Origin of the sequence: Enterobacter sp. S-33 (assembly GCF_028735835.1) — a bacterium.
GTDB lineage: Bacteria > Pseudomonadota > Gammaproteobacteria > Enterobacterales > Enterobacteriaceae > Enterobacter > Enterobacter vonholyi.
Map to the genome: position 1 here is coordinate 1,595,891 of NZ_CP117838.1, position 13,298 is coordinate 1,609,188.

A 13,298-nucleotide genomic window follows, 5' to 3' on the forward strand; every position below is an offset into this window, starting at 1 on the left:
CATGGAAAATAAGAGTGGAGAGGCGAAAGTGCAGAAGGTCAAAAACTGGTCACCGGTGTGGATTTTTCCCATCGTGACCGCGCTGATCGGTGCATGGATCCTGTTTTATCATTACAGCCATCAGGGACCGGAAGTCACGCTGATAACCACCAATGCCGAGGGGATTGAGGGCGGTAAAACGACCATCAAAAGCCGTAGCGTGGATGTGGGCGTGGTCGAAAGCGCAACCCTGACCGACGATTTAACTCATGTGGAGATTAAGGCGCGCCTTAATGCCGGCATGGAGAAATTGTTGCACGGCGATTCCGTTTTCTGGGTCGTTAAACCGCAGGTGGGGCGTGAAGGGATCAGCGGCTTAGGAACGCTCCTTTCGGGCGCCTACATAGAGCTGCAGCCCGGCGCTAAGGGTAACCAGCCTGCCAAATACCAGCTTCTGGATTCACCGCCGCTTGCGCCGCCTGATGCCAAGGGCATCCGCGTGATCCTCGACAGCAAAAAAGCAGGTCAGCTCACGGCCGGCGACCCGGTCCTGTTCCGCGGCTACCGCGTCGGGTCGGTTGAGAAAAGCACGTTCGATCCGCAGAAACGCGCAATTAGCTATCAGCTCTTCATCAATGCGCCAAACGATCGCCTGGTCACCAGCAACGTCCGTTTCTGGAAAGACAGCGGGATCGCGGTGGATCTGACCTCGGCAGGCATGCGCGTTGAAATGGGGTCGCTGACTACGCTGTTTGGCGGCGGCGTGAGTTTTGACGTGCCGGAAGGCTTGGATTTGGGGCAGCCGGTTGCAGAGAACACCGCTTTCCGCCTCTTTGACGATCAAAAAAGCATTCAGGACGCGCTCTATACCGATCACGTTGACTTCCTGATGTTCTTCAAAGACTCCGTTCGCGGCCTGCAGCCGGGGGCGCCCGTTGAGTTCCGCGGTATTCGCCTCGGTACGGTTGGGCAAGTGCCGTTCTTCGTCCCGGGTCTGAGCCAGATGCTGGATGATGACTATCGCATTCCGGTGCTGATCCGCATTGAACCAGAGCGTCTGCTTAACCAGATTGGTGAAAATCAGGATATCGCTACCCATATCACCCAACTGATGGAACGCGGTCTACGCGGGTCGCTGAAAACCGGCAACCTGGTAACCGGCGCGCTGTATGTGGATATGGACTTCTACCCGAAAGCACCGCCGATTACCGGTATCCGTGAATTCGGCGGCTACAAGATCATCCCAACGGTGAGCAGCGGTCTGGCGCAGATCCAGCAGCGTCTGATGGAGACGCTGGATAAGATCAACAATCTGCCACTGAATCCGATGATTGAAGCGGCGACAAACTCGCTGAGCGAAAGCCAGGCAACGATGCGCCGTCTGCAAACCACGCTGGATAACATTAACAAGATCACGGCGAGCCAGAGCATGCAGCAGCTGCCGCAGGACATGCAGAAAACGCTGCGTGAGCTGAACCGCAGTATGCAGGGCTTCCAGCCGGGATCTGCGGCCTATAACAAGATGGTGGCAGATATGCAGCGTCTTGATCAGGTCCTGCGTGAACTGCAGCCGGTGCTGAAAACGCTCAACGAGAAGAGCAATGCGCTGGTGTTCGAAGCGAAAGATAAAAAGGATCCTGAGCCGAAGAGGGCACAAGAATGAAAAAATGGCTATTAATGGTTGGCGCTCTGCTGTTAACGGCGTGCAGTTCAGGGGGGGATAATAAAAGTTATTATCAGCTGCCTGTGGCAACCCACAGCGGTGGGCAAAGCACGGCGAGTCAGGGAAACCGCCAGCTGTGGGTTGAGCAGGTCGCCGTGCCGGATTATCTGGCAGGAAACGGCGTGGTCTATCAGACCAGCGACGTTAAATACGTGATTGCGACCAACAACCTGTGGGCCAGCCCGCTGGATCAGCAGCTGCGCAACACGCTGGTGGCTAACCTGGGCAGCCAGCTTCCGGGCTGGGTAGTCGCGTCGCAGCCGCTGGGTAACGATCAGGATACGCTGAACGTCACCGTAACGGGCTTCCACGGCCGTTATGACGGTGCGGTGGTGATCAGCGGGGAGTGGTTGCTAAACCATCAGGGGCAGCTGATTAAGCGTCCTTTCCATCTGGAGCTGAAGCAGCAGAAGGATGGCTATGACGAAATGGTGAAAGTCCTGGCTCAGGGTTGGGCGCAGGAGTCGGCCAGTATCGCGAGGGAGATTTCCCGGCTGCCATAAGTAAAATTCATCATTAAAACCGCAGTTGGCCTGTCGCTGATTGCGGTTTTTTTTTCGTTTTCAACTCAGGTTGTTACTTGTGCCACGTCACAATTTTTGTACAAATGAACTTCCATGTAGCTCACAGATATGACACCCGTATGAATTTTGAACATTGACGATGCGACTAATTCGGGGTATTCGTTATCTGTGCCTGTGCAGATAGTGCAGACACTGTTTTCTTTCCACCAGACAAAAGAATGAGGGAAACGAGGCATGAAGAGACAGAAACGAGATCGCCTGGAACGGGCTCATCAACGTGGTTATCAGGCCGGCATCGCTGGACGTTCTAAAGAAATGTGTCCTTATCAGACGATAAATCAAAGGTCACAATGGCTTGGAGGCTGGCGAGAAGCCATCGGCGACAGGGCACTCATAGCCTGATAACGTCTCTTTCAAAAAAGAAACCTCCGCATTGCGGAGGTTTCGCCTTTCCGGGGTTCGAAAAGCACGATCAGAACGCAGAAGTGTCCTGGAACAGGCCAACCTTCAGGTCGCTTGCGCTATAGATCAGACGACCGTCGACCAGTACTTCACCATCTGCCAGGCCCATAATCAGGCGGCGGTTTACGATGCGCTTGAAGTGAATACGATAGGTCACTTTCTTCGCTGTAGGCAGAACCTGTCCAGTGAATTTCACTTCGCCCACGCCCAGTGCGCGGCCTTTACCTTCGCCACCCAGCCAGCCCAGATAGAAGCCAACCAGCTGCCACATCGCATCCAGGCCCAGACAGCCAGGCATTACCGGATCGCCAATAAAGTGGCAACCGAAGAACCACAGGTCCGGGTTGATATCGAGTTCTGCTTCTACGTAACCCTTATCGAAGTTGCCGCCGGTTTCGGTCATTTTCACGACACGGTCCATCATCAGCATGTTCGGGGCCGGCAACTGTGGGCCTTTTGCGCCAAACAGTTCGCCGCGACCAGAGGCAAGAAGATCTTCTTTTGTATAGGATTCGCGTTTATCTACCATGTTCTCAGTAAGCCTTATTTTAGTGAAGGACGCAGGATAGCTAACACGTGTACGCTGAACAAGTCCGATCAGTTCGAACTAAACCAGCCCAGCCAGCGTAACGGCCATGGATAACGGTGACGAGCATCCTGCTGTGTTGCCTGAGCAATGCGCTCCTGGATAGTCTGCATCAGGGTGGTTTGCCCTTCGCCATCCCATACCAGGTTTGTCAGTAAGGGTAGTGCATCCTCAATCCCTTCGATGGCCCAGATGGCGAACTGCTCTTGTTCAACCGCATCCAGAATCTCCTGGCTGAGGCTTAAATGGCGTGCGTTGGGAGCAGGAATAATCACACCCTGCTTGCCATTTAAACCGCGCTGCTGGCAGATAGAGAAGAAGCCTTCAATTTTTTCGTTGAGGCCGCCGACAGGCTGAGCACGACCGAATTGGTCCACCGAGCCGGTGATCGCGATGTTCTGATTGATGGGCACTTCCGCCAGGGCGCTGATTAAGGCGCACAGTTCAGCCATAGAGGCGCTATCGCCATCCACTTCGCTGTAGGACTGTTCAAACGTCAGCGAGGCCGAGAAGGGGAGCTGCTGCTCAAGCTGCAGCTCAGACATCAAAAACGCCTGCATGATCATCATGCCTTTGGCGTGAATGTTGCCGCCCAGCTCGGCTTTGCGTTCGATGTCGGTAAATTCGCCATCGCCAATATGCACAACGCAGCTGATACGGGACGGTTCCCCGAATGCGCGCGGATGGCCAGGAAATTCAATCACCGACAGGGCGTTGATCTGCCCGACGCGTTCGCCTTCGGTTTCCACCAGAATTTGTTCCAGCAGAATTTCATCCTGCATACGGTCAGCAAGATAGCCTTCTCGCCACTCTCGCTGAGCCAGCATCTGAGTGAGCTGCTCTCCGGTGAACGCACCGTTACCGCTAATCACACCCACTTCACGCAGCTGTTTACCTATCCAGAGCGGGCAGAGTGGCAGCGTTTCCTGGTCACCGGTATAGCGCACCGCTTCGCGTATCAGGCCTGGCCACGCGTCAGCCGCAGGCGTTGGCAGCGCAAAACGTTCTGCAACGGTCATCACCCACTGGCACCACTGCGCCATATCGTCGGCATCGGCAATCTGGATATTATCTTCGTATTCGCTATATACCGCCTGTTCAGCCAGTTCAGGCTCCATTTCCTGGAAGTCCGCCAGCGACTCACGGTCGCCCGTCAGCACGACGGTTAATGACAGCGGCATAGACGGAACCGAGACAGGCAGGGGACGAGACTCATCGTAGCCGACCCAGTCGAAACGCTGCTGATGCACGATGGTTTTCAGACGCATCCACAGCAGCGGCTGCGAGAGCAGGGTACGCAGTGAGATGATGAGAACACCGCCATTTGCGCGATGTACCAGCCCCGGCTGCAGCGAAAGTTCGCCGTTAAACTGGCGCAGACAACCAAAGAGTTGTTCCGCCTCGACCCAGTTAGCGGTAACCACTTCGCCCTTAGCGGCAAAAGCGCCATCGGCCTGCGCCGCAGGTTCGAAAGTGACATCATGTCCCCCAATACGATACTGCCCGCCAAAAACGGCGTTCGCTTCCGGCTTCAGCTGACGCACAGCATCACCGAGCAGCGTCAGGTATTCCGCTTCTTCCGGGGCTTTGAGCAGCATGAAGGGCGCAGTTGCCCAGGGGCTTAACACCTGCTCCAGCGCGTAATGCAAACGGGGCTGCGTATCGCTAAGGATGAATTCGTGTTCTTTTGCGAGATCTGGCTGTGCAAACAGTTCCTGGTAACTTTCGGTATCCGGAACAAGGTCACGCCATGCAAGTTTCGTAATGGTCAAAGTTGATGTTTTTTAGTCAGATGTAAAAGCGTGGAGTATACCGTAAGCGGGGGGCTGTACCCAAGCAGGATTGGGGATTTCGACAGGGCGAATGGCTGCATTCACTCACAGGATATGATTTCTTTTCAGCAGATTGCTAAAAAACTGATATTCTGAACAGAGTTACGTGGTAACACTGAGATCGCAATGAAATATCAACAACTGGAAAATCTCGAAAGCGGCTGGAAATGGAAATACCTGGTCAAAAAGCACCGTGAAGGGGAGCTGATCACCTGCTACATCGAAGCCAGCGCTGCGCAAGAAGCCGTGGATATTTTGCTGACCCTCGAAAATGAACCGGTACAGGTTAACGGGTGGATTGAGAAACACATCAATCCTGCGTTGTTAAACCGGATGAAGCAAACTATCCGTGCGCGACGCAAACGGCATTTTAATGCTGAGCATCAGCACACTCGCAAAAAATCAATCGACCTTGAGTTCGTTGTCTGGCAGCGCCTGGCCGGGCTGGCACAACGACGGGGAAAAACGCTGTCGGAAACCATCGTGCAGCTGATTGAGGATGCAGAACATAAAGAGAAGTACGCCAACCAGATGTCGACGCTGAAGAACGACCTTCAGGCTCTGTTGGGTAAAAAGTAGATTTTTTACTTTTCTTCAGACAATAAAAAACCCCGCATGGCGGGGTTTTTTTATAAGACGATAACTTATGCCGCTGGCTGAGTTACAACGTCTTTGATGCCTTTAACTTCGATCTCTACGCGACGATCTGGAGCCAGGCAGTCGATCAGTGCAGCGCGAGCTTTCACGTTGTCACAGGTGTTGCCAGTAACTGGGTTAGATTCGCCCATACCACGTGGGGAGATCTTGTTAGCTGGGATACCTTTAGAGATCAGGTAATCAACAACAGACTGAGCACGTTTCTCAGACAGTTTCTGGTTGTAAGCGTCAGAACCGATACGGTCGGTGAAGCCCAGAACCACTACAGAACCGTCTTTAGGATCCAGGTTGCTCAGCTGGGTGTACAGCTGATCCAGTGCCTGCTGACCTTCTGGTTTCAGAGTCGCTTTGTTGAAGTTGAACAGAACGTCAGACTTCAGAGTGAAGTGCTTGGTCTGTACTTCTGGAGCTGGAGCCGGCGCTGGAGCAACAACTGGTGCTGCTTCTTCCTGCTGGCCGAAACGGTAGGAAACACCTACGCTCAGCATGCCGTTGTCTGGACGAACACCAACGGTGTTGCCGTCGCCGATGTTGTTAACCCACTGGTATTCCAGACGGGTAGCGATGTCACGGGTCATAGCCCACTCAACGCCACCAGCGAATACTGGGGAAACACCGGTGTCATGGTTGTCGCCAGAAATGTTGTTGCTGGAGTCAGCACGCCATACCATGCCGCCCAGACGGGTGTACACGTCCAGATCGTCAGTGATTGGGTAGCCCAGTTTAGCGGTCAGTTGAACGCCCTGTGCTTTGAAAGCGCCGTTGATGGTGTCGCCTTTGTATGGCATACGACCTAACCAGTCGTAACCCATTTCAAAACCAACATACGGGTTAACCTGATAGCCACCGAACGCACCTGCACCAAGCTGGCTCTCGTGAGTTGGGCCATCATTGTTCAGGCTGCTGTTGTACCAGCCAGTGTCGTGGAACTGAGACCAGCCCAGTTTACCACCTGCATACCAGGTATTATCTTTCGGAGCGGCCTGCGCTACGGTAGCGAAGCCAGCCAGTGCCACTGCAATCGCGATAGCTGTCTTTTTCATTTTTTGCGCCTCGTTATCATCCAAAATTCGCCATGAAAGTCTCAAGAGAGAATCACGGTTAAATCCTTCACCGGGGGGCGTGGTCAAATATAAATCTACCGATATCTTCGGCTTAGGCCGAGCACCCCTGGCGATGTAAAGTCTACAACGTAGCTGAAAACTTACAAGTGTGAAGTCCGTCAGGCATATGAAAAAAAAAGTTCCGTATACCGATTATTTAACATTTTTCGAACGAATTTTGTGCAATAAAATTAAGGAGAACCGCACCAGACAAGCCTTGCCGCAATTTTTAGGTCGGGAACTTAAATCCCATCTTGCGGTCAAAAAAAATTCCAGGAAAAATCTTAATTTCACTCAATGATACAAATTTGAGTGAATTTTTAGCCCAGAAAGTTGTCCTCTGCAGTAAGAATCCGATCGAACCGGACGCATAATGAACCCGATCGCATTCCCTTCTTCAGCGGCTTCAGTCAGACGGAAATGTTCTTCTTCAGTCAATTCTTCCGGTAACCATCCAATCACCACGCTGTAATTCCCTGTGCGTAACGCGCGGATCATCGACTCAACGGTATCGCAAGGCGAGAGTTGATTAATTTGCATGACTTTCGTCAGCGGCAGGCCGGCGGACTGAACCCACTCACGGCTCAGCTTTTGCTGAGGCGTGAGCCAAAGCTGCCAGCGCGATTGCTGACCGAGCTGTTGTAATAACGGCAGTAACAGAAGTTGCGTTAACAAGGGCTGGTCTTCACGATAAACCACTTCACTGATAAGCCCCGTGGAAACACGCTCGATGGAATTCTGCGAGACATTGCCTGCAGCAGAAGAGAGAGAGGTAGCGCGATTTGCATAGCCTGAAGTGTGCATATTCATTCCAGCCCTGTAGTTACTGTATGGATATACAGTAACCCCTGTATGCCCAAAGATCAACCTCATTTTCGGAAAGCGACTCGCAAAATTCATTCAATCTTGATGCTCCTCGAAAAATCATCTTGCTCAACGACGTTAAGTTGCCTATTTTCCTGCTAACGGATCCGCTAGTAAGAAATTTAGCTGTTACTTTATGATTTTGAAGGGAAATATCATGAAAAAGATATCTTATGAACGGATTTATAAATCTCAGGAATACCTCTCCCCGTTGGGCGAGATTCATCACCGCGCGTTGTTTGGCGGCTATACCCTTGCGGTGGATGATGCTGTTTTTGCCATGGTCTCAGACGGCGAGCTTTACCTTCGCGCCTGTGAGGAGAGTGCCAAATACTGTGTAAAAAATGCCTCCTCTTTTTTGACGTTGATGAAGCGAGGCCGCCCGGTGCTGCTCAACTATTATCGTGTTGATGACGGATTATGGCAGGACAGGGAGCGGTTACTTCAGCTCTCCTCGTTTGCGCTCAGTGCGGCAAGAAAAGAGCGTTATCAGCGCCATCAACGAAACCGACTCAAGGATCTGCCTAACCTGACCTTTCAGCTTGAAGTCTTGCTCTTTGAAGCTGGCATCACCAATGAGGAAATGTTGCGGGAGCTTGGTGCCAGGGCGTGCTGGCTAAAGATGCGGGCAAAAAATAAAGCGCTGAGTATTAAAGTACTCTTCGCGTTGGAAGGGGCTATCGAGGGGATGCATGAAGCGGCACTCCCGGCAGATATTCGCCGGGAGCTCACGGAGTGGTTTAATGCGTTGACTGAGCCACAGGAGAATCACTCCTCCAGGTAGCGATGTGCTGTTGCAGCCGGCAAATTTCAGGCAGCAGAGCGATAAGCAGGCCTATCTGCTGAAGAACAAGCGGCGCTTTGCTGTCATTTCCTGGGTCAAGATGCGCAATGCGCTGAGCCAGTTCATCCAGCGCCTGTTGAACGCGCGGCTCATCGGCTGGTCGATGATGAAGCGCGTCATCGACATAACAGACGGCGTCATCAAGCAGGTTGAGAATACCCGAGTTGGTGAGTTTCTCACGGTGAGCACCCAGCGTCGAAATATAGCTGGTGAACGTATGGTTCAGGCAGAGCAGGCGGAACGCGGTCTCTCGAATATCCGCCGTGGCGCGAGGCTCCGTCGACATGTTAGAGACTACGGAGGCCAGTTCCGCATCACTGTTGTGCGCGTCGCGGCGGGCTATCCGGTAAGCCAGGCGGTTATCGCGGCCCTGATGATATTGCTCCAGGATCGCGTCAAGGTATCGACAGTTGGCGTTCATCGCCCTGTCTACCACGCGCGGCAAATTTCGGAAACGCCAGTCCGGCCAGATAAAGCTGACCGCGGCCCAGGCAATCGCACAGCCAATCAGGGTATCGATCACTCGCGGCAGGGCGACTTCAAACCCTTCACCCAGCAGGTTAAAGCAGAGCAGCACCAGCAGCGTGATGAACATGGTGGCATGGGCGTACTGCACGTTGCGAAACGCGAAGAACAACACGCCGGTGATAACGATCAGGATCAATTGACCTTCAACGGAGGGCACGAAATAGAGCACAGGAAGGCCAATCGCGACGCCAACCAGCGTGCCGATAATACGCAGCGCAAGACGATGTCGGGTGGCATTATAGTTCGGCTGGCAGACAAACAGGCTGGTCAGCAGGATCCAGTAGCCGTGATGCAGCCCGGTAATCTGGATAAAGGCATACCCCACGCACAGCACCAGCGACATTCGCACGGCGTGCCGAAAGAGAGCCGACTCCGGCGTAAAGTTGCGGCTCAGCCGTAGCCACATATCGCTAACGCTGTGTACGCTGTCATCAGCAAGCTGGTTTTCCACCTCACTGCCTGGCAGCGACATCGCTTGTTCGGACTCAATGGTTGCCAGCTGGGCATCAATCGCACGCAAGTTGTTAAGCAGAAAACCCAGCGCTTTGATGTGTTCCGGTGACGTTCCGCTGGCCTGAACGCGGTCGAGTGCCGCATCAAGATGGCTGAATACGCGTTCAAAGCGGGGGTCATGCTGATAGGGCGTGCGCAGCAGAATGGAGTGCGAGAGCTGTTGGCACGCCTGGGATTGCATGGACAGCAGACGCTGGAAGCGGAACATCACGTCGCTGTAGCGGAACTTCTCGCGCAGGGCGGCATACTGAACGTGCGAGGAGCTGGCGCGTTCATGAATGTCCTGGGCTGCAAAATAGTAGTGAAGCGTCCGTCGTGTTCCGCGCTGACCGCGATCGCCGCGCAGACGGGTAAGCAGGGAAGCTTTTGTCTGATTAAGGGTGGCGACCAGCTGGCCATTTGCCAGGGCCAGATCGTAGAGCGGTGCCTGGCTTTCTTCCTCGATGTCCGGGTCGAACAGCCGGGATTTCAGTTCCAGATAGCGGGCTAGCTGCTCAAAGCTGCGGGCAAGGTTATCCTGCAGCGGGCGAACCGGGAAAATCAGATGACCGGTTAGCGTCAGCAGGTTATACCAGATGGCGCCCAGCAACAGCAGAACCGGCTGCTGGTACCACTGGTCGTACAGGGAAACGCCCAGCATGGTGTAGATAGCGATCAGCAATGCACCAAACGCGATGGTGGCATAGCGCTGCCCAAGCCCGCCCAGCAAAATAAACCCGCTGGTTGAGAGCGTAAGGCCCAGGGCAAACAGCCAGGGCCACGGGAAAAGCAGCTCAACGGAAGCTGACGCAATAAAAAAGCAGACGAGCGTAATGACCAGGTTACGTAAACGCCCGGCCAGACGGTCGTCCAGATCCGCCAGCGCCCCGGCGACCACCCCAAGCGTGAGCGGAATGGTGAGCTTGACATCATTCAGCCACCAGGGCAGGGCAACCGTGCCGCAAAGCGCGATAAATATCCTGACGTTATAAAGCCAGGTGCTGTTCCAGGTATAACGGCGAAGCAGTGGGCTTAGCATAAACGCGGCCAGTCCTTATTTACTGAAAACGACGGCGAGCGTTTGCTTCGCGCGCCGCTCTGGCCACTTCTACCGGAACAACCCTGCGACCAACGGGCCAAAGGGCGATAGCGGCGATCTTAAAGTTTGCGATCCCCACAGGAATACCAATAATCGTGATGCACTGTGCAATACCGGCAAAAATATGCATGATGCACAGCCACCAGCCAAAGAAAATCAGCCACAGAATGTTAAGCAGGGTTCCGCCCGTATTCATCAGAGCGTTTTTGCTCTCCGGATTCAGCTCGTCAACGTGGATGGCTTCATTCCCGTAGGGGATTAAGGAGAGTTTTGTGATTTCCCAGCAGGAACGGGTCAGGGGAAGCGTGAAAATCAGGACGATGCTCACCAGCGTGGCAAAAAGCCAGGAAAGGGTGGTGGCAAAACCGCCCAGCACAAAATTCAACACATTCAGAACGGTACGCATAAACGCTCACTTCCTTTCGATATAATTAACGCCCAATGATTGTAACGTTTTTTTAGGCTGGAGCACCTTAAAACTGGCAGTTAAACTGTCAGGTAAATTATCTCTTCGTGGATTTGGCGGAACATGGAACTGAAAGCAACATCGCTGGGCAAACGCCTGGCACAACACCCTTACGACAGGGTTGTTCTCCTTAATGCCGGGGTGAAAGTCTCCGGGGAACGCCACGAATACCTTATTCCGTTTAATCAGCTTCTGGCTATTCATTGCAAACGCGGTCTGGTGTGGGGCGAGCTGGAGTTCGTTCTGCCTGACGATAAAGTCGTGCGCCTTCATGGCACCGAGTGGGCGGAAACCCAGCGTTTCCATCATCATCTGAACGCACTCTGGCAGCAGTGGAGCCAGGATATGAGCGTAATTGCCGCCCAGGTGCTGCAGCAGGTGCTGGACGATATCGCCCAGAGCAACGCGCAGCACGCGTGGCTGACCCGTCAGCAGACTGCCGGCCTGCAGCAAAAGATCCGGCAGGCACTCTCGGCGCTACCGCTCTCCGTGACGCGTCTCGACGAGTTTGACAACTGTCGCGACGCCTGGCGCCAGTGTCAGGCCTGGCTGAATGATAAGGATAAAAGCCGTCTCGCCCATAACCAGGCCTGGACGGATGCCATGCTTACCCAATACGCCGATTTTTTCAGTACGGTGGAATCTTCACCGCTCAATCCGGCTCAGGCGCGCGCGGTGGTCAACGGCGAGCAGTCGCTGCTGGTGCTGGCGGGAGCCGGTAGCGGAAAAACGTCGGTGCTGGTCGCGCGTGCCGGCTGGCTGCTGACGACCGGGGAAGCGGTTGCCGATCAAATCCTGCTTCTGGCCTTTGGCCGTAAGGCCGCGCAGGAGATGGACGAACGGATCCAGGAGCGCCTGCACACCCGGGATATCACGGCCAGAACCTTCCATGCCCTTGCGCTACATATTATTCAGCAGGGCAGTAAAAAAGTGCCTTCCATCAGTAAGCTGGAAAACGACGCGCAGGCGCGTCAGGCGCTGTTCATCAAAACGTGGCGCCAGCAGTGCAGCGAGAAAAAGGCGCAGGCGAAAGGGTGGCGTCAGTGGCTGGAAGAGGAACTCAACTGGGAGGTGCCTGAGGGCAGCTTCTGGCAGGATGACAAACTGGCGCGTCGGCTGGGTTCGCGACTTGACCGTTGGGTCAGCCTGATGCGAATGCACGGCGGATCGCAGGCTGAGATGATTGAAAGTGCGCCGGAGGCAATCCGCGAGCTGTTTTCGAAGCGGGTCAAGCTGATGGCTCCGCTGCTGAAGGCCTGGAAAACAGCATTGAAAGAAGAAAATGCGGTCGATTTCTCCGGTTTGATCCATCAAGCCATCATCATTCTTGAAAAGGGACGTTTTGTCAGCCCGTGGAAACATATTCTGGTGGATGAGTTCCAGGATATTTCTCCACAGCGTGCGTCTCTGCTCTCGGCGCTGCGGGCACAAAATAAACATACCTCGCTGTTCGCGGTGGGGGATGACTGGCAGGCCATCTATCGCTTCAGCGGGGCGAAGCTCTCCCTGACTACCGCGTTCCACCACTATTTTGGCGAAGGCGATCGCAGCGATCTGGACACGACCTACCGCTTCAATTCACGGATTGGTGAAATCGCAAACCGCTTTATTCAGCAGAACCCGCATCAGCTGGCGAAACCGCTCAATAGCCTGCGGCCTGGGGATAAAAAAGCAGTGACGCTGCTGGCGGACGATCAGCTGGAACCGCTGCTGGACAAGCTCAGCGGCTACGCGAAGCCCGATGAGCGTATCCTGGTGCTGGCACGCTACCATCACCTTAAACCTGAGGCGCTGGAAAAAGGCGCCACCCGCTGGCCGAAACTGCAGCTTGAATTTATGACGATTCATGCCAGCAAAGGGCAGCAGGCCGATTATGTGATCGTGGTGGGGCTGAAAGAGGGGAGCGACGGTTTCCCGGCCCCGGCCCGTGAGTCGGTGATGGAACAGGCCCTGCTGCCGGAGCCGGAAGATTTCCCGGATGCCGAAGAGCGGCGTTTGCTGTATGTGGCAATGACCCGCGCGCGCCATCGCGTGTGGCTGCTGTTCAATAAAGAGGAGCCATCCGTGTTTGTCGATATTTTGAAGAGTATAGATGTGCCGGTGGCGCGGAAGCCATAACGCCGCCGGGCAAGGATGGGT

At 54.2% G+C, this 13,298-nt stretch carries 12 protein-coding genes; 6 read left to right on the forward strand and 6 right to left on the reverse strand.

All coding sequences use genetic code 11. The features are described from left to right. Nucleotide 1: 1 nt before the first annotated feature. The 3 genes from pqiB to rmf all read left to right on the forward strand — a co-directional run bounded on the left by pqiB (nt 2) and on the right by rmf (nt 2,628). On the forward strand, nt 2-1,642 hold the full coding sequence (gene pqiB, locus PUP35_RS07405; protein WP_274242473.1) for an intermembrane transport protein PqiB: 1,641 nt from the start codon (nt 2-4) through the stop codon (nt 1,640-1,642). After that, a complete protein-coding gene (gene pqiC, locus PUP35_RS07410) occupies nt 1,639-2,205 on the forward strand; it encodes a membrane integrity-associated transporter subunit PqiC (protein ID WP_008499932.1) in 567 nt (188 codons plus the stop codon). The genes pqiB and pqiC overlap by 4 nt, the downstream gene beginning before the upstream one ends. 255 nt (nt 2,206-2,460) lie before the next feature. Beyond that, complete coding sequence (rmf, locus tag PUP35_RS07415; RefSeq protein WP_013097261.1) at nt 2,461-2,628, forward strand: ribosome modulation factor; 168 nt, start codon at nt 2,461-2,463, stop codon at nt 2,626-2,628. A gap of 70 nt (nt 2,629-2,698) precedes the next feature. Here the strand turns inward: rmf and fabA are convergent, their stop codons facing one another. Further along, the gene (gene fabA, locus PUP35_RS07420) at nt 2,699-3,217 is read right to left on the reverse strand and encodes a 3-hydroxyacyl-[acyl-carrier-protein] dehydratase FabA (RefSeq protein WP_008499931.1); all 519 of its coding nucleotides are present in this window, start codon (nt 3,215-3,217) and stop codon (nt 2,699-2,701) included. A 68-nt stretch (nt 3,218-3,285) separates the two neighbouring features. Further along, entirely contained in the window at nt 3,286-5,046 is a 1,761-nt protein-coding gene (locus PUP35_RS07425; RefSeq protein WP_274242474.1) for a Lon protease family protein, read from the reverse strand. Between the two features lie 186 nt (nt 5,047-5,232). On the opposite strand from PUP35_RS07425, the gene matP reads away from it, so the two are divergent. Then, on the forward strand, nt 5,233-5,685 hold the full coding sequence (matP, locus tag PUP35_RS07430) for a macrodomain Ter protein MatP (protein WP_008499929.1): 453 nt from the start codon (nt 5,233-5,235) through the stop codon (nt 5,683-5,685). Nucleotides 5,686-5,750: 65 nt separating this feature from the next. Here matP and ompA read toward each other — a convergent pair whose 3' ends face one another. Both ompA and sulA read right to left on the reverse strand, forming a co-directional pair. Beyond that, on the reverse strand, nt 5,751-6,806 hold the full coding sequence (gene ompA, locus PUP35_RS07435; RefSeq protein ID WP_023311028.1) for a porin OmpA: 1,056 nt from the start codon (nt 6,804-6,806) through the stop codon (nt 5,751-5,753). A 354-nt stretch (nt 6,807-7,160) separates the two neighbouring features. Beyond that, nucleotides 7,161-7,670, reverse strand: coding sequence for an SOS-induced cell division inhibitor SulA (gene sulA / locus PUP35_RS07440; protein WP_274243241.1), 510 nt, complete (start codon nt 7,668-7,670; stop codon nt 7,161-7,163). 217 nt (nt 7,671-7,887) lie between these two features. On the opposite strand from sulA, the gene PUP35_RS07445 reads away from it, so the two are divergent. Further along, nucleotides 7,888-8,514, forward strand: a complete 627-nt coding sequence (locus PUP35_RS07445; protein ID WP_115874652.1) for a TfoX/Sxy family DNA transformation protein — start codon at nt 7,888-7,890, stop codon at nt 8,512-8,514. Here PUP35_RS07445 and yccS read toward each other — a convergent pair. Together yccS and PUP35_RS07455 are read right to left on the reverse strand one after the other, a co-directional pair. Beyond that, on the reverse strand, nt 8,471-10,633 hold the full coding sequence (gene yccS, locus PUP35_RS07450) for a YccS family putative transporter (protein WP_115874653.1): 2,163 nt from the start codon (nt 10,631-10,633) through the stop codon (nt 8,471-8,473). The two genes, PUP35_RS07445 and yccS, sit on opposite strands and share 44 nt — an antisense overlap. Nucleotides 10,634-10,652: 19 nt before the next feature. Further along, the gene (locus PUP35_RS07455) at nt 10,653-11,099 is read right to left on the reverse strand and encodes a YccF domain-containing protein (protein ID WP_111964540.1); all 447 of its coding nucleotides are present in this window, start codon (nt 11,097-11,099) and stop codon (nt 10,653-10,655) included. A 123-nt stretch (nt 11,100-11,222) separates the two neighbouring features. Between PUP35_RS07455 and helD the strand changes: the two genes are divergently transcribed. Further along, nucleotides 11,223-13,277, forward strand: a complete 2,055-nt coding sequence (gene helD / locus PUP35_RS07460) for a DNA helicase IV (RefSeq protein WP_274242475.1) — start codon at nt 11,223-11,225, stop codon at nt 13,275-13,277. Nucleotides 13,278-13,298: the final 21 nt, after the last annotated feature.

What these genes read in the sequence shown, in the direction of transcription:
- pqiB (WP_274242473.1), top strand. Translation starts at nt 2, where the DNA reads ATGGAAAATAAGAGTGGAGAGGCGAAAGTGCAGAAGGTCAAAAACTGG.
- pqiC (WP_008499932.1), top strand. Translation starts at nt 1,639, where the DNA reads ATGAAAAAATGGCTATTAATGGTTGGCGCTCTGCTGTTAACGGCGTGC.
- rmf (WP_013097261.1), top strand. Translation starts at nt 2,461, where the DNA reads ATGAAGAGACAGAAACGAGATCGCCTGGAACGGGCTCATCAACGTGGT.
- fabA (WP_008499931.1), bottom strand. Translation starts at nt 3,217, where the DNA reads ATGGTAGATAAACGCGAATCCTATACAAAAGAAGATCTTCTTGCCTCT.
- matP (WP_008499929.1), top strand. Translation starts at nt 5,233, where the DNA reads ATGAAATATCAACAACTGGAAAATCTCGAAAGCGGCTGGAAATGGAAA.
- ompA (WP_023311028.1), bottom strand. Translation starts at nt 6,806, where the DNA reads ATGAAAAAGACAGCTATCGCGATTGCAGTGGCACTGGCTGGCTTCGCT.
- sulA (WP_274243241.1), bottom strand. Translation starts at nt 7,670, where the DNA reads ATGCACACTTCAGGCTATGCAAATCGCGCTACCTCTCTCTCTTCTGCT.
- PUP35_RS07445 (WP_115874652.1), top strand. Translation starts at nt 7,888, where the DNA reads ATGAAAAAGATATCTTATGAACGGATTTATAAATCTCAGGAATACCTC.
- yccS (WP_115874653.1), bottom strand. Translation starts at nt 10,633, where the DNA reads ATGCTAAGCCCACTGCTTCGCCGTTATACCTGGAACAGCACCTGGCTT.
- PUP35_RS07455 (WP_111964540.1), bottom strand. Translation starts at nt 11,099, where the DNA reads ATGCGTACCGTTCTGAATGTGTTGAATTTTGTGCTGGGCGGTTTTGCC.
- helD (WP_274242475.1), top strand. Translation starts at nt 11,223, where the DNA reads ATGGAACTGAAAGCAACATCGCTGGGCAAACGCCTGGCACAACACCCT.